Raw genomic sequence first — 18,678 nt, forward strand, 5'->3', positions numbered from 1 at the left:
TGAGGCTAGTCAGACTAGCCTGAGTTGTTGTGCCCGTACCGCCGTGGACACACGCGACGAGGTACCCAGTTTCGACGACAGCCGTGAAAGACGAGACTTCACCGTCGACTCGGCGATGAGAAGCTCCGCGGCGATCTCCGGATTCGTCCTTCCCCGGGCCACCAGGGAGAGCACGTCCTTCTCACCGCTGCTCAGGCTCGCCTGCACGGAAAGGCTTTCACCGGATGGGAATAGGTCTTGGATGATCTCTCCGGAGAGCACTTTCACACCGGCGGCGATGCAGCGAATGCTCTGGGTAATTTCCTCAGAGTCAGCATTCTTCAGTAAGAATCCTCCAGCCCCCAGGCCCATGGTCATTCTTATCGTCTCATCATCCGCGGATGAGCCGAGCACAAGGACATCGACACCTGGAAACTCCTGCAGCATTCCAGTCATCCCCGATAGCACATCTGCAGCAGGGATTCCTATACCCATGAGAACGACATCGATAGGTTCGCGCCTTAAGATGTCAAAAGCCTCTGAGCAGCTCTGCATTGCCGCCCGAACAGTGATTCCCTGAGCTTCAGAGAGCATGCGGGAAAGCGTTTTACGTACAAAGAGGTCGCTATCGATGATAAGGACGCTCAGAGGCCTGTAAATATCAGCCCCAGGTCTTGATCCCATAGTAAATATAACCCCATCACTTATTATGATTTATGATCGACGCCCCTACGCCATATATATTGCGCTGCTCGAAAAACCCGGCGTTCCCCCTGGATGAAGCCCCACCCCAAGCCTGGCCCTCAGGCGTCTTCTTTTCACTTAAGAAGTAACGGCACCATGCTAGAAAATCCCACCCTCGTGATCAAGACCTAGGCCTTGACTGGGCGCTGACTAGGGCATACAGCATGAGTTTCATCTGGTGTGGCAGAATCGCACCAGCGCAGAGTGCTGACGATCACCTCAATGTCACCCAGCTTGGGGCTAGCTCCCCAAAAGATCGGACCTCGCAGGCAGCCGGGCGACATGAGCATGACCGATCGGGCATGCTGTAGGCCGAAGTCTAGCCGGATGGCCACACTGAATGGACGAGACCACCCGATCGCATCTGGCATTCGGTACGACAGGCCATTGCACACACACCACAGATCCCATGACACTCAAGGAGACATACACAACCCACCTACATAAGGAGTTGACATGGCAAAGACGCACACACTCCGCCTTCGGGTCACGAAGGCAGCAGCCGGGACTCTGGCGGCAGCAACCCTGTTTGGCGCTCTGGGCATGAGCGCCGAGAGCGCCGCTGCAGCCCCCAGCGAGTCCACCGTCACGACCACCCCCACCAGCGAGGGGTTCGGCGGTCTCACCGCCTCCCAGTGGCAGGAGATCGCCGCAGCGGCTGAACGGGCCGGCGACCACGAAAGCGCCCAGGCCGCACGGAAAGTCGCAGAAGAATCAGCATCTGGCCAACTGAAAACTGGGACTCAATCAGATCCAGAAGTCCTCAAGACGATCGTCAAGAAGCTCATCAAAATAGCTCTGAAACAAGGGCGCCCTTTCCTACCCAAGCCGGTGCGAGATTGGGCCGACAAGATTTATGATCTAATCGATTTCTTGGACACCTCAACCGAGCTAACGATTGCAACTTTCCTTATGCATAATGGGATACCAGCCGATGTGGCCCTGGATATTGCACGGTGGATAGTACTATTCGCATAATCCGAGAGGAGCCAGAACATGCCATCTAGATCTAAAGATCAGCCCATAACACCTTGGGGCGCTTTTGCCATGTTCTGGATCCTACTCGCCGCCATCGCTGCCTCCAGCATCCCCATGATGCTCGGGGTGGCAATCACAGCCCCCATACCCTGGCTTGGGGAGCTAAAGAGTTTCACACCTTGGCATATCTTTCATTTCTTATGGATGTATCCCATCCTCTGGTGCACAGGGGCAGTCTCAGAGCCAACAATAAAATACCTTTTCTCTGCCAATCCAGATAGCAGGCTTGCCCAGTTCATTGACGATTCGATCAGCTGTCTGGCTATTGCCTTCATGTATTACATAGTCTTCTTCCAACACCCACTGGGAGCAATATTCGCTGCAATAATTTCATTCCTATTGATGAAAATCTATGTCGAATGGTCAGAAAAGCGTTCCCCACCAGACGAGTCAGAATCAGATGAGCCAGAAACAACCGGAACTGGCGATAGCTAAGCAAAGAAATTATTCACGAGCAGCTTTCATTTCGCCAGACATCCTCGCCACACCAGAGTTGCTTGTGAGCCCGAATGATCTTCCAAGGTATTATAGCCCCCTTAAAACAAAACCTGCCGTCTTGAATGCACCAAGCCCCTGTCGCATGGATCTGAAAATCAGGGAAACATTTAGATTTTGTTAAATGCGAGCTATAGGAACCAGAAAAGCATGCCATCTAGATCTAAAGATCAGCCCATAACGCCTTGGGGCGCTTTTGTCATGTTCTGGATCCTGCTTGCAGTTATCGTCTGCGCCGATATCCCCATGGCAGCGGGGGTGATAATAACAGCCTTCATACCCTGGTTCGGGGAATTAAGGGAGTTCAACCCCTGGCTGCTTCTGCATATCCTATGGATCTACCCAGCTCTTTGGTTTGTCAGTCTTCTCGCAGGGGGATTTTCAAGCACATCTTCGGCACCGGGGCGGGCCGGAAGGTCGGTGAAGCCCTAGAAGACATCACCTGTTGCCTGGCGGTCGCCTTGATGTATTACACCGTCTTCTTCCGTGACCCGCTGGGGGCAATATTCGCCTCCCTCGTCTCGTTCCTGTTGATGAAGCCTCTCGTCGACTGGCTGGAACGGCATACCCCACCAGATGACCCAGAGGACTCTTCAGAACCAGAGAGGGCAGGCCCAGACGACAGCAATGCGCGTTAAAAGAAGATGCCCGCTAAAACAACAGGGAGCAGGTATCCATCCGTAGCCAACAGGCGGGTTTATCCGCTCCCCTGCCTCAGCGCCCAGTGAGTTCCCTCACCGCGGTGACGGCCTCGGCCACGGGGACCTCGCGGCGCTCGCCCGTGCGGCGGTTGCGCACCTCGACGACTCCGTTCTTCAGTCCCCGGCCAACCACAACCGCGATCGGCATGCCCAGCACCTCAGCGTCAGTGAATTTCACGCCAGGGCTAGCTTTGCGATCGTCGTAAAGGACGTCCAGGCCGACCCCGGACAGCTGTCCGGCCAAGTCCTCCGCGGTCTGGGACATCTCCTGGTCCTTGCCGGTGACGAGCACCTGAACCTGGTAGGGGGCCAGCTCCAGCGGCCAGGCGAGCCCCTTGTCATCACAGGTGGCCTCCGCAACGGCAGCCACCGCACGGGAGACACCCACGCCGTAGGAACCCATAGTGACGGTGACCAGTTTTCCGTTGGAGTCAAGCACCTTCAGCCCGAGGGCCTCCGCGTATTTGCGGCCGAGCTGGAAGATGTGCCCCATCTCAATGCCGCGCGCCAAGGCGAGGGGACCGGACCCATCTGGCGCCGGATCACCCTCGCGCATCTCCGCCACGTCGATGAAACCATCCGGGGTGAAGTCGCGGCCTGTGACCAAGTGGAGCACGTGGCGACCCTGCTCATCGGCCCCGGTCACCCAAGATGTGCCGGATGAGACGCGTGGGTCGACCAGGTATTTCACCTTTGACGGCGACTCTTTCCCCAGCGCCCCGGGCCCGATGTAACCCTTGACGAGCGCCAGGTGGGCCGCGAAGTCAGCCTCCTCAAAGGGAGCAGCCTCGGCAGGAGCCAGCGCGGCCTCCAAGCGTTTGGGATCCACCTCGCGGTCACCCGGCAGGCCGATTGCCAGGGGCCACGTCTCCCCGGTGGGTTCAGTCACCTTCAGCACCACATTCTTGAGAGTGTCGGCGGCGGTCCATTCGCGATCCCCGCGCGGATACTCCGCGTTCAAGACAGCCACCAAAGACGCAATCGTCGGAGTGCCAGGTGTGTCGACGACTGTCGCCTCAGGGGCATCCGTGAAATCAATGGCCGGAGCCGGGGCGACGGTGACAGCCTCGACATTCGCGGCATAGCCGCCCGGGGAGCGCACGAAGGTGTCCTCGCCAGCGGGCAGCACAGCCAGGAACTCCTCGGAGGCGGAACCGCCCATGGCCCCCGATGTGGCCTTGACAATCACATACTCCAAGCCAAGACGGTCAAAAATGCGGATATAGGCGTCGCGGTGCGCCTGGTAGCTGGCCGCCAGCCCCGCATCGTCGACATCGAAGGAATAGGAATCCTTCATGACGAACTCGCGGCCCCTGAGCAGCCCCGCCCGGGGACGGGCCTCGTCACGGTATTTCGTCTGAATTTGGTAGAGCGACAGCGGCAGGTCCTTGTAGGAGCTGTACAGGTCGCCCACCATCAGGGTGAACATCTCCTCATGGGTGGGGCCGAGTAGCATGTCGGCGTCCCTGCGGTCCCTGAGCCGGAACAGATTCTCGCCGTATTCGGTCCACCGGCCGGTGGTCTCATAGGGCTCACGCGGCAACAGCGCGGGGAACCTGACCTCCTGGGCACCCATCGCCTCCATCTCCTCGCGGACGATGGCCTCGACTTTCTGCAGCACTTTCAGCCCCAGGGGCAGCCAGGAGTAAATGCCCGGAGTGACGCGGCGGACATACCCGGCACGCACCAGCCAGCGGTGACTGGACACCTCGGCATCCGCTGGGTCGTCGCGAAGGGTCCTGACGAACAACTGGCTGAGGCGCGTGATCACGTGGGGTCCTTCCTGTCCGAGACAGGGGAACTCTACTCCTCCTGCCCCTCGGGTTTGATTCCAAGCCTGGCCGCCTCCTCATGGACGAACGACATCGAATCCATGACCGATTTCTCCATGGCCACGATCCTCTGCAGTACCCGGCGAGGATTCAGGCGGTGGAAATCCTGAACAATCAGCGCGCTGCTCAGCTGGGAATCCTCAAACTGCCCCACTGCCTCTGGGGAATTAGCCTGCTGCCGCCACCACCGACCATCAGGTCCGCCAGTGGGTGAGTACCGGCCAAGAGTCGGTAGCCAGAAGACTGCAGCCCCAAGGGCCAGGCAATAGGCCACGAAGAACACCATCGTCCATCTGCCCTGGACCTCGATCAGCACCAATTCGAAGTTCAGAGACACCAGGAAGATCAGGGCCAGCCACAGCCCCCGCTGCAGGAGGGTCCCACGTTGCCACGAGACGGAGGCAAAATGCCTGATGTGATAATCCAGCTCTCCCCTGCGGCTGAACTCACAACCGATCACAGCCAGCAGACCGACGATCGGGAAGCCGAACATCAGGACTTCCAACGCAAGTGAGGGCTCCCCGTCCAGGTTGGAGGGGATCCAGGCTCCAACGGTCGCCAGCAGCACCACCACGACCAGAAGGAATTCCCCCCAGCGGCGTGCGAACTCATACGCACGCCGGCGCTCTGTGAACGGTTCCTGTTCCCCTGCCATTTCCTCCTGGCGCGTCTGTTCAAGCTCGTCCCGCAGTAAGCGGAGTCTGGCGAGCCGCTGCCTGGAATCCGTCAGCTGCTGGAGCACACCGCCGGGACCAGGCACCACAAAAGTGGCGATGACAGCGCACAACGCTGTGCCGAACAAGCTAAGGAAAACCGCTTCCGCTCTGGGAAATTTCTCCGAGGCATCGGGCAGGCCCGAGAACAGCGCCACCGTCCTGAGGACGATCAGCCAGACCGACCGGGCCAGCACCGCGCCGCCCACCATCACCACGTTGTTCACCAGGCCCATCACCCGTTCATGACGCAGCTCGGAGCGGGTGGGGCGAGAGCCCTTCCTCTCCGCAGACCCCACGAAAATCACCGCCAGAAAGAAAGCAGCGACAACCTGCAGCACGGAGAGCGTGAATGCGGTATCAGGAATATTCACCGTCGCAGCCCACCGCCTGACCCCGGAGAAAACCCCAGCCCAGGAAGTGACGTCGTCCGATGCCTCGAAGACCATGATGGACAGGACCTCGAGATACACCAGGATCAGTCCCCCGACCACCACGAAGAGCCAGCGGTAGCCCGGACGGGAGTTCCAGAACTCAACACGTTCTTCCTGTACCAGAACCGTTCTCCTCCCAAGACGTTCCAGGCCACGTTCCGGATCCGCAGCAGGGAAACGATATGCAATGGGTTCAGTAGTGGATCGTGGACAAACTACCGACCTCCCGGAAACCCAGCCGCTCATACAGCCGGATGGCCGGTGTGTTGAAGTCATTGACGTACAGGCTGATCACCGGATGGGTTTCCTGGGCCTGGGCCAGCATTCCGGCCAGCAACGCCGCAGACTGTCCCTGGCCGCGCAGCGCGGGTTCGAGCCATACTCCCTGAAGCTGTGCCTGGGGTCCGACTTTGGGTCCGAGGTCAGCTTTGAAGATCACCCGTCCCTGCTCCACCACGCCCCAGGCCTCCCCTGCCCTCAGGCGGTCCTTCACATGCGCGCCATAACCCGGTCCATGCTTGTACGGGGAGGCGCCTATTTCGTCGGTGTACATTGCCACCGACGCTGCCAAGTAGGAGTCAAAATCCTGGGTACCGAGTTGTCGCACACGCGGGTCCGGGACAACCAGCGGCGGCCCGGTCAGGACCATCAGCGGCTGGGTCTGCCGGACGTTGACCACATTGGTCCATTCACCCTGGAATCGCGTCGCCAATCCCAGGTACACACCCAGGGCCATCATGCTCGGACCAAGGATGGAGGCGCAGTGACGACTTTGACCGACAGCGCCGACGAAGGCCGGAATAGCCTCCGGATCAATCCCTGCAGGGAACAGCGTGCCTCCGTCCATGCAGACCGCGGTCAGTTCTCCATCCCGCTCGAAGCCGTGGAAGAACCCGAGAGCGCGTTCATCTAGCCCATACTGACGCAGTTTGTGGGCCAGGAAAAGATTCTCTACGGGACGCTGTGACAGCAGCTCCTGAATGGCCGGCAGGTCTTGGGGGCCGAGAACCCGAAGCCTCGTCGTCATGCTAGGAAACCGACACCTCGGGTTCGCCCACCTCACCCATCTCAGCCGCCATACGATGCGCCTCCGACAAGAGGGTCTCCACGATCTGATCCTCCGGGACGGTCTTGATCACCTCACCGCGCACGAAAATCTTCCCTTTCCCATTGCCGGAGGCCACGCCCAGATCAGCTTCCCGGGCTTCACCAGGGCCATTGACAACACACCCCATGACAGCCACCCGCAGCGGCGCGGTCATCCCCTCCAGTCCCTTCGTGACCTGCTCAGCCAGAGTGTAGACATCCACCTGCGCACGACCGCAGGACGGGCAGGAGACGATGTCCAGCTTGCGGGGACGCAGATTCAGGGACTCCAGGATCTTGGTGCCGACCTTAACCTCCTCGGCAGGCGGCGCGGACAGGGAGACCCGGATGGTGTCACCGATTCCCTCACTGAGCAGCGTCCCGAAGGCCACCGACGATTTGATAGTGCCCTGGAATGCGGGACCAGCCTCCGTCACGCCGAGGTGCAAAGGGTATTCACACGCTTCCGCGAGCAGCTCATAGGCACGGACCATGACGACGGGATCGTGATGCTTGACGGAGATCTTGAAGTCGTAGAAACCCACCTGTTCGAAAAGCGAGGCCTCCCACATCGCCGACTCCACCAGCGCCTCCGGAGTCGGTGAGCCGTACTTGGCGAGCAGCCTCTTGTCCAGCGAACCGGCGTTAACACCGATGCGAAGCGAGACACCCGCTTCAGAAGCGGCCTTGGCGATCTCCGCGACCTTGTCGTCGAACTGCTTGATGTTCCCAGGATTAACACGTACCGCAGCACAGCCGGCGTCAATGGCGGCGAAGACGTACCGCGGCTGGAAGTGGATGTCCGCGATCACAGGGATCTGCGACTTCATGGCGATGATCGGAAGCGCCTCCGCGTCATCAGCGCTGGGAACCGCGACCCGGACGATGTCGCACCCAGAGGCAGTCAGCTCGGCGATCTGCTGCAGCGTGCCATTGATGTCGGTGGTTTTGGTGTTGGTCATCGACTGGACAGAGATTGGCGCGTCGCCTCCCACGTAGGTTGACCCAACCTTGATCTTGCGGGATTTCCGGCGGGGTGCAAGCACCATGGGAGGTGCTGCGGGCATGCCAAGGCTCACAGTCATGGGGCCAGAGTACTAAGAGATCCTGCGCATAGGGATCAGATGTCTCGTCAGGCAGCAGCCACAACTGACTTTGAAGAACACAGCGGACGCGGTCTCCTCCGCGCTAACTCCTCGCAGCGACGTGCCCGCCCATGCCCGGACGAAAAGCCGATGCTGTTGAATAGCAGAGTGAAAATCCTCATTCTTGGCGGCACCCGGGAGGGCCGAGACCTGGCAGAACTACTCGTGGCTGGAGGCCATGACGTCATCACTTCTCTGGCAGGCAGGGTGACCAGGCCTGCGCACATCGCAGGCGAGGTCCGGGTCGGCGGCTTCGGCGGCGCTGAGGGGCTGGCCGCCTGGCTACTGGACAATGGGATTGAGCGAGTGGTCGATGCCACCCATCCGTTCGCCGAAAAGATCAGCGCCAACGCCGTGACAGCCTGCCAGCGGACGGGAATCTCCTTGCTGCGGATTGCACGGCCCAGCTGGGAATCGCATCCCCTAGCGGGCACCTGGACCTGGGTCGATTCCCACGACGCGGCGGCCGCTGTGGCTGCTCAATACCGGAAGGTGCTGCTGACGGTGGGACGTCAGCAGCTGGACCACTACAGGAGCCTGCAGTCGGCTGCGGCACGCATGGTGGAGCTTCCTGAAAACCCGCTACCGGATTCGTGGCAGCCTCTGCTGGAACGTGGTCCATTCACAGTGGAATCCGAGAAGAAGCTGCTGCGCGATCTGGGTGCTGAGGCACTCGTGACGAAGGACTCAGGCGGTTCCCTGACCGCTGCAAAACTGACGGCCGCCGATGAGCTGGGGATCAGGGTGATCGTGGTGCGCAGGGCCGAGGTCCCTGAGGATGTGCCGCAGGTGTCGGCCCCAGAGGATGCGGCACGTCAGCTCGGCATCGCTGCTCACCAGACCTCCGGATAGGCAACCGGCCTACAGTAGGTCAGGCGCCAAGACCAGCAACATCCCCGATGATGGTGACCGCCGGAGGACGGATGCCCTCAGCTTGAGCCGTCTGGGCGACTTCGCCGACGCTGGAGCGCACCAGCCGCATCTGGGGCAGGCCCGCGTTCTCCACCACAGCGGTGGGGGTCCTGGGATCCAGGCCAGCGGCGATCAAGCGTTCGGTGATCTGTGGGAGATAGAGCACGCCCATCATGATCACGAGGGTGAGCCCGGAACCGGCCAGGTGGTCCCAGTCGATATCACAGCGCTCGTCGCCCGGCGGAACATGCCCACTGACCACGGTGTAGCCCTGGGTGATTCCGCGGTGCGTGATCGGGATACCGGCCAGCCCACCGCCCGCGATCGATGACGAGATACCAGGCACATAGGTGACGGGAATTCCCGCCGCTGCGCAGGCCAGCAGTTCCTCGTAGCCGCGGCCGAAGACGAACGGATCCCCGCCTTTGAACCGCACCACGGTCTTTCCCGCTGACGCGTGCTCGACGAGAAGGTCGTTGATGCGTTCCTGTGGGGTGAATTCCCCGCGCGGGGTCTTGCCGACAGGAATGATCTTTGCATCCTTCCGTGCCTCGTCCAGGAGAAGTCCCGGCACCAGCCGGTCGGTGACAATCACATCAGCATCGCGCAAAGCCTTCAGCCCGGCGACGGTGATCAGATCTGGATCGCCCGGACCCGCACCAACGAGGACGACACGACCACTCATTCCATCTCCTTGCCCAGCGCGTCGAGGAAACGGGCCAGCAGCCCGGGCTCAGGAACGCGCATCCTGAACCAGTCAGAACCTAGCCCCGGGAAAGTATCACCCCTGCGAACCCCAAAGCCACGCCCCCGCAGTCTCTCGCGCAACCCTACAGGGCCTCGTACGAGCACGAACGGAGCCTTAGACTCGACGACACGAAGCCCCAGCTGCCGCAACCCCGCCACCAAGGCGTCACGGTTTTCTCTGAGCTCCTCCTGCCAGGCCCTGGTCTCAGAACGTGCCTGGTCCGAACAGACTGCGCGGATAGCGGCCAGCGCAGGAGTCGATACCGCCCACGGGGTCTGGACGCGTTGAAGCTGCCGCACCAGTGAGGGGTCGCCGACGACATAACCGACCCGCAGCCCTGCCAGCCCCCAGGTCTTGGTGAGCGAACGGAGCACAATCAGTCCTGCGAGATCACCGCTGAGCAACGACTCAGACTCCCCCAGCACCGCATCCATGAAGGCCTCATCCACCACCAGGACCCGGCCTGGCCTCACGAGCCGCCGGATCTCACGGGCGGGATGCAACACCCCCGTCGGATTGGTGGGGTTCCCGACGAACACCAGGTCGGCCGCTTCAGGGACCCTTGTGGACTCCAGACGGAAATCATTCTCCGGCCATAGCAGGACCCGCTGCGGCACCACCCCGGCCGCGCGCAACGCGGCCTCAGGCTCAGTGAACTGGGGGTGCACCACCACAGGATGCCGGTACCGCAGGCCGCGGGCTATGAGTGTGAACGCCTCGGCAACCCCGGCGACGGGCAGCACCGACTCCAGCTCTACCCCATGCCACCGCGCCAGCACCTGGATGGTCTGGCTCGCATTGGGGTAGGCAGCCACGTCCACGGCCGCCAGCTTGGCCGACAACCATCCGGGAGGAGAGCTCAGCCGCACGTTCACGGCCAGATCCTCAATGCCTTCCGCCAGCTCCGCATCCCCGTGATGGTCGAGATCGATATCCCCGGGAAACACCATTTCCCGCACCCGCCTCTTAGGGAATGTGGTGGCGCCAGGCCGGTGAGCGTGTACCGCTTCCGCGAATCTCTGCGCCAGCTGGGGATAGCCGGCCCAATGCACGTGAAGGTAGGAGGCGTGCACATTGGCCTGGGACCAGCCATCAGTCTTCATGCCGCTCGTGGTCTCCCAGGCCCAGCCCGGCTCGCTGCCTGGTGGGAATTGCGTGGCGGTGCGGTGGAACTCGTGCCCCGTGATCTCCTCACCGCGGCGCGCATAGAAACCGTCGCGGGTCGCCATCGCTCTGCGATAGCCGAGCGTCAGCCGCGGCCCCATGGCGGCCACCCCGGGAATGGCGCCCACCATGCCTGTGGCATCGACGCTGTCTGATAGGTACAGCATCCCGGCGCACTCTGCTACCACGGGGCCGCCGGAGACCGCGAACTCCGCGATTTCCCGGCGTAGACCAGCCCGCGACGTGAGGGCAGCCGCATGCACCTCTGGGAACCCGCCTCCAAGGTAGATTCCAGCGGTGCCCTCAGGCAGGCGGTCGTCGGTGGCGGGATCGAACACCTCCACCTGGCAGCCAGCTGCCGCGAGCAGCTCCACCGTCTCCTGATAGCGGAAGGTGAAAGCCCTGCCCCCCGCCACGGCCACCACCGGGCGGCGGTCCGTCGGGGCGGTGACCTCAGCCACCGGATCCCATGGGACAACGTCCAGCTCTGGGGCTGCCTGAGCGGCGCTGATCAGTGCATCCAGGTCGATATGGGCATTGACCTGCGCCGCGAGCCGCTCCATCGTCGCCTCCGCGTCAGCCCGTTCCTCCACAGGAACCAATCCCAGGTGACGTGACGGGGCCTCGATGGCCGCGTCACGCGGGAGCACGCCCAGGATCGGCAACCTCATGCCCTCCAGCGCCGCCAGCACCTCCTCGCGATGCCTCGGTGAGGCGACCTTATTGATGATCACCCCCGCAAAATTCAGCGCCGGATCGTAGTGGGTCAGGCCCAGCGCGACCGCCGCAACTGAACGCGAGGCATGGGAGGCATCCAGGCAAAGCACGATAGGGGCGTCCACCAAAGCGGCAACGTGTGCTGTCGACCCGAAACCGTGGGCGCCGAGCTGGCCATCGAACAGGCCCATAACCCCTTCGATGACAGAGATGTCAGCTCCCCGGGCTCCATGCGCCAGCAACGGCGCAATCCGCTCCTCCCCCACCAGGAAGGGGTCCAGATTACGGCCCGCCCTGCCGGATGCAAGCGCATGATAGCCCGGATCGATGAAGTCAGGACCGACTTTGAAACCTTGAACGGCCATGGAGCGGGCGGCGAGCGCCGCGATAATGCCTGTCGTGATGGTGGTCTTACCCTGCCCCGACGCGGCCGCGGCCACGACGACACGAGGCAGGCTCACCATTCGATGCCTTTCTGGCCCTTCTGGCCCTCATCGAAGGGATGCTTGATCTTCGTCATGTTGGTCACCAGGTTGGCTAGCTCGAGGATCGGCCCAGGACAGCGGCGGCCGGTGATGACCACATGCTGGAATCCCGGCCGGTTCATCAGGGTCTCGACAACCTCGTCGGCATCAATCCACCCCCATTCCACCGGGTAGGTGAACTCATCGAGCACGTAGAGCCCGTGGATCTGCTCAGCCAGGCGCCGTTTCACCTCGCCCCAGCCGTCGCGGGCAGCCTGCGCCGGATCATCCTCGGAACCCTTGCGCGTCCAGGACCACCCTGAGCCCATCTTGTGCCACTCGACGGCCCCTCCCTGACCGGTCTCCTCATGCACCTTGCCCAATGCCTCCAGAGCGGTCTGCTCGCCAATGCGCCATTTCGCCGACTTCACGAACTGGAAGACGCCGATGCTCCAGCCCTGATTCCAGCCGCGCAGGGCCATCCCGAAGGCCGCGGTGGATTTTCCCTTGCCCTCCCCCTGATTGACGATCACCATGGGCCGGTTACGACGCTGCTTGGTGGTCAACCCGTCATTGGGCACAGTCTCTGGGGTTCCCTGAGCCATCAGGCCACCTCCTTGGACTGAAGGCTGCCTCGTACCACATCGGTGATGGCAGCGGGGTCAAGTTCGGACATGGGCACCAGCTCGGCACCAAGACGGACCGCTAGGTCACGAGCCAGGCCGAGCCGCATCGGGCCGGTCTCGCAGTCGATCACCACACAGTCGAGGCCGCGCAGGGCCAGGGCATCGGCTGCCGCCTTGGAGCGACCCAGGGCTCCTTTACCCGCCGTCGCACGACCGTCGCTGAGCAGCACGAGGATGGGGCGTCTGGTCGGGTCTTTCACAGCCTCTGTGGCCAGCACCTGGGCTGCACACTCCAGCCCCTCCGCAAGCGGCGTGCGCCCCCCGTGAGGCAGCTCGTCCAAGCGCACCGCCGCCGCCTCGATAGAGCCCGTGGGAGGCAGCACCAACTCCGCCGAATCGCCACGGAAGGTGATCATCCCCACCTTGTCGCGGCGCTGATAAGCGTCGAGCAGCAGGGAGAGCACAGCGGTCTTGACAGTCTCCATACGCCGCCTAGCCCCCATGGACCCGGAAGCGTCCACGACGAAGAGCACCAAGTTCGACTCACGGCCCTCGCGCCGCGCACGCCGGACGTCGTCACCAACAATCCGGAGCCGCTCACCGGGTTCGTGACCTCGCTCGGCCTGGCGGGGAGCCGCAGCCTTGATGGTCGCCGGCACATGCCAAGCCCCGGTCCGGGCAGCCGGGTCGACCCCAACCACGCGCCCGTGACTGGTCAGAGCCCGGCTACGCCGGCCCGGCGAGCCCTCACCAAGACCTTTGGCACGCAGCACTCGCGGTTTGTAGGGCTCACCCGCGATGCTGATTCCGACGGGGGCCTGGCCTTGCTCAGGTGATGGGGGTGAAGGCTGTTCCTGGTCCCTGGCGTCGGTTTGCTCCGGGGCAGGTTCAGGCTGCGAGGGCGGAGGCTCAGGAGTGTTCTCAGGACTGGAATCACCCGGGCTCGCGGTCTCGTCGTCAGGACCGGGCTCAGGCTCAGGTTCCGGCTCGGGGTCCGGCTCAGGCTCGGGGTCGTCTTCTCCCAGCAGCTGATCAAGCAGCTCCTCGTCGAGGCCGGGCGCATCGAAAGGCTTACGCCGGCGACGATGCGGCAGGGCCAGCAGCGCCGCGACACGGATATCAGCCCGCGTTACGCGGGTCCTCCCCTCCCAGGCGGCGTTGGCCCGGGCAGCACGAGCGGTGACGATGTCCGCGCGCATGCCGTCGACATCGAAGCCTGCACACACCTGGGCAATCTTGCGCAGCATGGAGTCCGGCAAAGCCACATCGCCGACCGTCCGCTGGGCCGCGGCGATCCGGGACGCCAGCTCATCTTGTTCCTTCTCGTGTTGGCTCCGGAATCCGGCGGGGTCGGAGTCGAATGCCATCCGGCGGCGAACGATCTCCACGCGCACATCCGGGTCACGCGGGGCGCTGACCTCCACAGTCAGGCCGAAACGGTCCAGTAGCTGAGGACGCAGTTCACCCTCTTCCGGGTTCATGGTCCCAACCAGCATCAGGCGCGCGGCATGGGCGACGGAGACGCCGTCACGTTCCACGGTGTTGCGCCCCATAGCGGCGGCGTCGAGGAGAAGATCCACCAGGTGGTCGTGGAGCAGATTGACCTCATCCACATACAGAATCCCCCGGTGCGCGGCGGCCAGCAGGCCTGGCTCGAAGGATGTCTGTCCCTTGCCCAGCGCCGCCTGGAGATCCAACGACCCGGTGACACGGTCCTCGGAGGCGCCGACCGGTAGCTCAACCAGCGGCACCGGAGAGTGGTAGTGCTCCGGGGAAGGGTGCGGGCCATCGAGGCAGTCGGGGTCAGGCCGGGCGGGATCACAGCGGAAACGACAGCCGTCGACAACATCCTGGCGGGGCAGCACCTCGGTGAGAGCCCGCACCATGGTGGATTTCGCGGTGCCTTTCTCGCCGCGCACCAGCACACCACCGATCTCCGGGGAAATACTGGCCAGTATCAGCGCGCGCGCCATGTCCTCGGCCCCGAGGACCGCGGTGAATGGGAACTTCATGTGTTTGGGGAATGCCTTCCTGTGGATCCGCGCCCACGTCGCAGTTGGCTGGGTCGATGACCTGGCTCACCCTATGGGGTACACAGTGGCGGGACCGCTGCGGATTCGCACCGCATTCCGCACCCAGCAGACCTATTGTTCCACAATCCAGATAAGCTCTCTCACCGTGATCGATGTCGTTGGCGTGCCCGCGTCTGGGCTCAGTGATTTGCCCGCGGGCTTGCGGGAACTCGTGTCCTCAGCGCCGGTGGTGGTCGGCGGGGCAAGACACCTGAGAATGCTGCCCGATCCCTCACGCGGAGTGCCCTGGCCCTCGCCGCTGCGAGCGGGGCTGGCCGACCTGTTCGGAGGACTCGGCGACGACGTGGTGGTGCTGGCGTCCGGCGATCCCCTGCTCTCGGGGGTGGCGACCACGCTGATGGAGGTGCTCGGGGCCGAACGCATCCGGGTGCATCCTGCGCTGTCCTCGGAAACCCTTGCCCGGGCGAGGATGTTGTGGCCCGCCGAGACGACCGACTGGGTCTCGCTGGTCGGGCGCGACCCCCGCCGCGTCCTAGCTCTGGCAGCACCGGGCGAGCGGGTGATCGCCCTGTCAGCAGACCAGACCACGCCAGTGGAGCTGGCACGCATCCTGGTGACAGCCGGCTGGGAGACCTCGGCCATGACGGTACTCGGCAACCTTGGCACGCAGCAGGAGTCACGCCAGGAGTTCACAGCCGGAACGCTCGCGACCCACCATGAGGAGCTGCCGCGCCTGAATGTCGTGGCAATCGAGTTCGGAGCCGGCGGGAATTCAGTCGTGGCGGGGCCGCTGTTGCCCGACGACGCCTTCGTCAATGACGGACAGTTGACGAAGCAGGCGATGCGGCTACTGGCGCTCGCGGCTCTGGCCCCCGCCCGGGCACAGGTGCTGTGGGACGTGGGCACTGGCTCGGGCAGCATCGGCATCTCCTGGTGCCGCAGCGCACCGGGAGCCTCCACCATCGCCTTCGAGAAACGTGGAGATCGCGCTGCCAGGGCCCGCGGCAATGCCGCAGCCCTGGGGGTCTCCGACCGTTTCGAGGTGCGGGTGGGCGATGCCCTCAGGCTCATGTCTGATCCCTCGCTGCCGCAGCCGGACGCCATCTTCTTCGGAGGCGGAGCCGCCGCCGAGACGTGCCAGGCCGCCCTGGCTGCGCTTCCCACCGGTGGACGGCTGGTGGTCCATTCCGTAACCCTGGAAACCGAGGCCCTGCTGGCAGACCTGCATGCCCGCTATGGGGGCGAGCTGACGAGGATTTCACTGGAAAGCGCTAAACCTCTTGGGTCGTTCCGCGGCTGGCGGCCCTCACGTACCATCACCTGCTATTCCCTGACCAAGGAGACCCCATGACCGTTCATTTCATCGGCGCCGGACCAGGTGCCGCCGATCTGCTGACCCTCCGCGGGGCCGAGTTGCTGCGCACCTCGCCTGTCTGCCTCTATGCGGGAACCTATATCGAGCAGGTACTGGCCCATTGCCCGGAGGATGGCGAGCGAATCGACACTCAACACCTGAACCTGGATGCCATCACGGAACACCTGGTGCGGGCACACCGCGAAGGCAAGGATGTGGCGCGGTTGTGCTCGGGCGACCCGTCGATCTACTCGGCGATCGCCGAGCAGACCCGCCGCCTGGACGAGGCTGGGGTTCCCTGGGACATCACACCTGGAGTACCGGCCTATGCTGCAGCGGCCTCTCTGGTCGGGAAGGAACTCACAGTCCCGGAGGTGGCCCAGACGGTGATTCTGACGCGCGCCCAGAAGGACTCGACGGCAATGCCGGAGACTGAGCGGCTGGACTATCTGGCGGCGTCGAAGGCCACCCTGGCGATCCATCTGGCGATCCGCCACACCGCACGCCTGACAGAGCAGCTGCTCCCCCACTACGGCGCGGACTGCCCAGTCGTGATCGTGGGCAACGCCACCCAGCCGGACCAGCAGCTCATCCGCACCACCGTTGCCGGAATGCACCAGGCAGCAGTCGAGTCAGGACTACGCCAGGCCGCGATCATCCTCGTCGGTGAGGCTCTACGGGCCGAAGACTTCGTGGACTCGCACCTATACAGCTCGCGCTGTGCCCCACAGGCTGACTGATCAGCTGGGCAAGTCATGTCGGCCCGGGACCCGGCGACGGACCAGCCGACTCACACCCCACTAGTTTCCCTGGCTTAATACCAGAGGCCATGTTCTTGTCTGTCCAAGGCTAAACAGACCAAAGACCCGGAGCGGGGGCTGGTATCGTGTGCCGGAAATTCGCCGGGGCTTTCCGCCCCGGAAGGTCCCTCGCCGCGCTCCCCTCTCTCATGGTGCGACCCGGTAGCGTCTCACTCAGCTGCCACGGCACACCATCCGCCCAGGAACCTGCCTCCCACTGACAAACCTCCGGCACACGGCACTAGGCTGACGTCATGAGGAGCACTCGGGTTAACGACGAGCGGGGTGCAATCACCGTCTGGACGGCCGCTGTGCTGACCGGTTTCGTTCTCATCGTCGGGATCGGCGTGGATTTCGCAGGACAGGTGAAAGCCGCCCAGGAGGCCCGCGGCGTGGCGGTCGAGGCTGCCCGTGTCGGGGGAGAACACCTCGGTATGCCAGACGGGCGGGTATCGCCTGACACCAGCGTGGGAAAACAGGCCGCTGAGAAGTATGTGGCTGCTTCCCGCTTCAAAGGCACGGCTCGGGTCAACAGCAGCGGCGTGGTCGAGGTACAGGTGACAGGCGAGTACCGCTGCCTGTTCTTGAACGTGATCGGGATCACGACCCTGCCCGTCACGGCACAGGGCACCTCCGATGTCATCCTGGACTAGAGACCTCCGGGACTTTTCAGGGACTGTTCGGGGCTAGCCCCAATGGTCACATTTTGAGGGCTAGGCTTCAATGGAATACATGAGCACGCAGACGTTCAGCGAAAGCACCCGGGAAAGCGCCGTCAAAATCGTCCAGCGCGCCTACGCGGACGGGCGAATCAACGAACCTGAGCTTGAGCACCGGCTGAGCCTGATCTTTGAGGCAACCTCCTATCCACAGCTGCGGCTTGCGCTGGCAGACCTACCCGCCCCCACGCCGGTCCAGGTACCGTCAGCGTTCAGAACTGCTACGCCCACCGCAGCGCGGTCATCATTCGACATGGCCTCGCTGGTCCATTTCTCCGGCCTGGTCTCGGGGCCCATCGGTCCTGGGGTGGCCTGGCTGGCCACCAAGGGGAATCCTTCGCTGAACCGCGAGACAGCCAAGGCGCTGAACTTCCAGCTCCTCGCCATGGCCGGGTTCATCGCCAGCGGAGTGCTCGGCCTGATCGGGCTGAGGTTCCTCATACCGCTATGGCTCATCACGTGGGCGTCTCTGACGATCATCAGCACTGTGAAAGCCAGCCGAGGCGAAGACTGGCAGAACCCGCTGACGCAGATCACCGGATTCCGTCCAGTGGGAGATTCCAAAGCCTGATCCTGACTCCACTGCGAGCTGTGGAATCAGGCCACTGTCCGCCCGGCCCTGAAGCTGCCCGCAGGGGATCTCCTCAGCTCTCGGCGGCCTCAAATGCCTGGGCATCTGATTCTTCGCCGCCGAAAAGATGCCCAGGCAGCCACATCGGGTTGGCAAGATGCCCTCCGGGGCATTGCTCAATCTGCCCGGCTATCAAATCTGTTTCCTGCTTTTCCCCGGAAACATCTCCCTGGCCCCTCAACACTGTGAGTTTGGCTGGTTTCCGGGAATTCTCCTGGGTGTTAGAAACGTTCTCCTTGATTCTCATGAAAATGACCACTTCTTGTGAAATTCGCTCTACTCATATGTGGAGGACCAAGCTGCTGGCCTGAGCCCAGCAGTGGGTTCAGCAACTGGGTCCCGC

The 18,678-nt window shown here is 63.0% G+C and carries 17 protein-coding genes and 1 riboswitch; of the genes, 7 read left to right on the forward strand and 10 right to left on the reverse strand.

Annotated features, from left to right (window positions below; translation table 11 throughout):
• Positions 1 to 9: 9 nt before the first annotated feature.
• Positions 10 to 663, reverse strand: coding sequence for a response regulator (locus tag SK1NUM_RS08990; RefSeq protein WP_212321300.1), 654 nt, complete (start codon positions 661 to 663; stop codon positions 10 to 12).
• Between the two features lie 516 nt (positions 664 to 1,179).
• Here SK1NUM_RS08990 and SK1NUM_RS08995 point away from each other — a divergent pair.
• The gene (locus SK1NUM_RS08995) at positions 1,180 to 1,701 is read left to right on the forward strand and encodes a hypothetical protein (protein ID WP_212321302.1); all 522 of its coding nucleotides are present in this window, start codon (positions 1,180 to 1,182) and stop codon (positions 1,699 to 1,701) included.
• Positions 1,702 to 1,719: 18 nt separating this feature from the next.
• Complete coding sequence (locus SK1NUM_RS09000) at positions 1,720 to 2,196, forward strand: hypothetical protein (protein WP_212321304.1); 477 nt, start codon at positions 1,720 to 1,722, stop codon at positions 2,194 to 2,196.
• A gap of 774 nt (positions 2,197 to 2,970) precedes the next feature.
• Here the strand turns inward: SK1NUM_RS09000 and SK1NUM_RS09005 are convergent.
• From SK1NUM_RS09005 to ispG, 4 genes are read right to left on the reverse strand one after another with little or no spacing between them, the layout of a single operon-like run.
• Positions 2,971 to 4,728, reverse strand: coding sequence for a proline--tRNA ligase (locus SK1NUM_RS09005; RefSeq protein WP_212321306.1), 1,758 nt, complete (start codon positions 4,726 to 4,728; stop codon positions 2,971 to 2,973).
• 32 nt (positions 4,729 to 4,760) lie between these two features.
• Positions 4,761 to 6,182 carry a hypothetical protein gene (locus SK1NUM_RS09010; protein WP_212321308.1) on the reverse strand — a complete coding sequence of 474 codons (1,422 nt, stop codon included), beginning with the start codon at positions 6,180 to 6,182 and terminating at the stop codon, positions 4,761 to 4,763.
• The gene (locus tag SK1NUM_RS09015; RefSeq protein WP_212321310.1) at positions 6,130 to 6,963 is read right to left on the reverse strand and encodes a GNAT family N-acetyltransferase; all 834 of its coding nucleotides are present in this window, start codon (positions 6,961 to 6,963) and stop codon (positions 6,130 to 6,132) included. The genes SK1NUM_RS09010 and SK1NUM_RS09015 overlap by 53 nt, the downstream gene beginning before the upstream one ends.
• 1 nt (position 6,964) lies before the next feature.
• Positions 6,965 to 8,107: a flavodoxin-dependent (E)-4-hydroxy-3-methylbut-2-enyl-diphosphate synthase gene (gene ispG, locus SK1NUM_RS09020; protein ID WP_212321312.1), complete on the reverse strand. Its 1,143-nt coding sequence runs from the start codon at positions 8,105 to 8,107 to the stop codon at positions 6,965 to 6,967.
• Between the two features lie 168 nt (positions 8,108 to 8,275).
• Between ispG and SK1NUM_RS09025 the strand changes: the two genes are divergently transcribed.
• Complete coding sequence (locus SK1NUM_RS09025; protein WP_212321314.1) at positions 8,276 to 9,019, forward strand: cobalt-precorrin-6A reductase; 744 nt, start codon at positions 8,276 to 8,278, stop codon at positions 9,017 to 9,019.
• A 19-nt stretch (positions 9,020 to 9,038) separates the two neighbouring features.
• Here the strand turns inward: SK1NUM_RS09025 and cobA are convergent, their stop codons facing one another.
• From cobA to SK1NUM_RS09045, 4 genes are read right to left on the reverse strand one after another with little or no spacing between them, the layout of a single operon-like run.
• A complete protein-coding gene (gene cobA / locus SK1NUM_RS09030) occupies positions 9,039 to 9,764 on the reverse strand; it encodes a uroporphyrinogen-III C-methyltransferase (protein ID WP_212321316.1) in 726 nt (241 codons plus the stop codon).
• Positions 9,761 to 12,172, reverse strand: a complete 2,412-nt coding sequence (locus tag SK1NUM_RS09035; RefSeq protein WP_223927463.1) for a cobyrinate a,c-diamide synthase — start codon at positions 12,170 to 12,172, stop codon at positions 9,761 to 9,763. The genes cobA and SK1NUM_RS09035 overlap by 4 nt, the downstream gene beginning before the upstream one ends.
• On the reverse strand, positions 12,166 to 12,777 hold the full coding sequence (gene cobO, locus SK1NUM_RS09040; protein ID WP_212321318.1) for a cob(I)yrinic acid a,c-diamide adenosyltransferase: 612 nt from the start codon (positions 12,775 to 12,777) through the stop codon (positions 12,166 to 12,168). Before cobO ends, SK1NUM_RS09035 begins: the two co-directional genes overlap by 7 nt.
• Positions 12,777 to 14,810 carry a putative cobaltochelatase gene (locus SK1NUM_RS09045; protein WP_212321320.1) on the reverse strand — a complete coding sequence of 678 codons (2,034 nt, stop codon included), beginning with the start codon at positions 14,808 to 14,810 and terminating at the stop codon, positions 12,777 to 12,779. The genes cobO and SK1NUM_RS09045 overlap by 1 nt, the downstream gene beginning before the upstream one ends.
• 34 nt (positions 14,811 to 14,844) lie before the next feature.
• A riboswitch (cobalamin riboswitch) is annotated at positions 14,845 to 14,952 on the reverse strand.
• 24 nt (positions 14,953 to 14,976) lie between these two features.
• Here SK1NUM_RS09045 and cbiE point away from each other — a divergent pair.
• From cbiE to SK1NUM_RS09065, 4 genes are all read left to right on the forward strand, one after another.
• A complete protein-coding gene (gene cbiE, locus SK1NUM_RS09050; RefSeq protein ID WP_212321322.1) occupies positions 14,977 to 16,182 on the forward strand; it encodes a precorrin-6y C5,15-methyltransferase (decarboxylating) subunit CbiE in 1,206 nt (401 codons plus the stop codon).
• Positions 16,179 to 16,925, forward strand: coding sequence for a precorrin-4 C(11)-methyltransferase (cobM, locus tag SK1NUM_RS09055; RefSeq protein WP_212321324.1), 747 nt, complete (start codon positions 16,179 to 16,181; stop codon positions 16,923 to 16,925). The genes cbiE and cobM overlap by 4 nt, the downstream gene beginning before the upstream one ends.
• Positions 16,926 to 17,239: 314 nt before the next feature.
• A complete protein-coding gene (locus SK1NUM_RS09060) occupies positions 17,240 to 17,638 on the forward strand; it encodes a hypothetical protein (RefSeq protein ID WP_212321326.1) in 399 nt (132 codons plus the stop codon).
• A gap of 79 nt (positions 17,639 to 17,717) precedes the next feature.
• Positions 17,718 to 18,275 (forward strand): DUF1707 and DUF4870 domain-containing protein, encoded by a 558-nt coding sequence (locus SK1NUM_RS09065; protein WP_212321328.1) that lies wholly within the window; start codon positions 17,718 to 17,720, stop codon positions 18,273 to 18,275.
• A 73-nt stretch (positions 18,276 to 18,348) separates the two neighbouring features.
• Here SK1NUM_RS09065 and SK1NUM_RS09070 read toward each other — a convergent pair whose 3' ends face one another.
• On the reverse strand, positions 18,349 to 18,582 hold the full coding sequence (locus SK1NUM_RS09070) for a hypothetical protein (RefSeq protein ID WP_212321330.1): 234 nt from the start codon (positions 18,580 to 18,582) through the stop codon (positions 18,349 to 18,351).
• Positions 18,583 to 18,678 lie beyond the last annotated feature (96 nt).

The sequence above is a fragment of the Arachnia rubra genome (assembly GCF_019973735.1).
GTDB classification, from domain to species: Bacteria; Actinomycetota; Actinomycetes; order Propionibacteriales; family Propionibacteriaceae; genus Arachnia; species Arachnia rubra.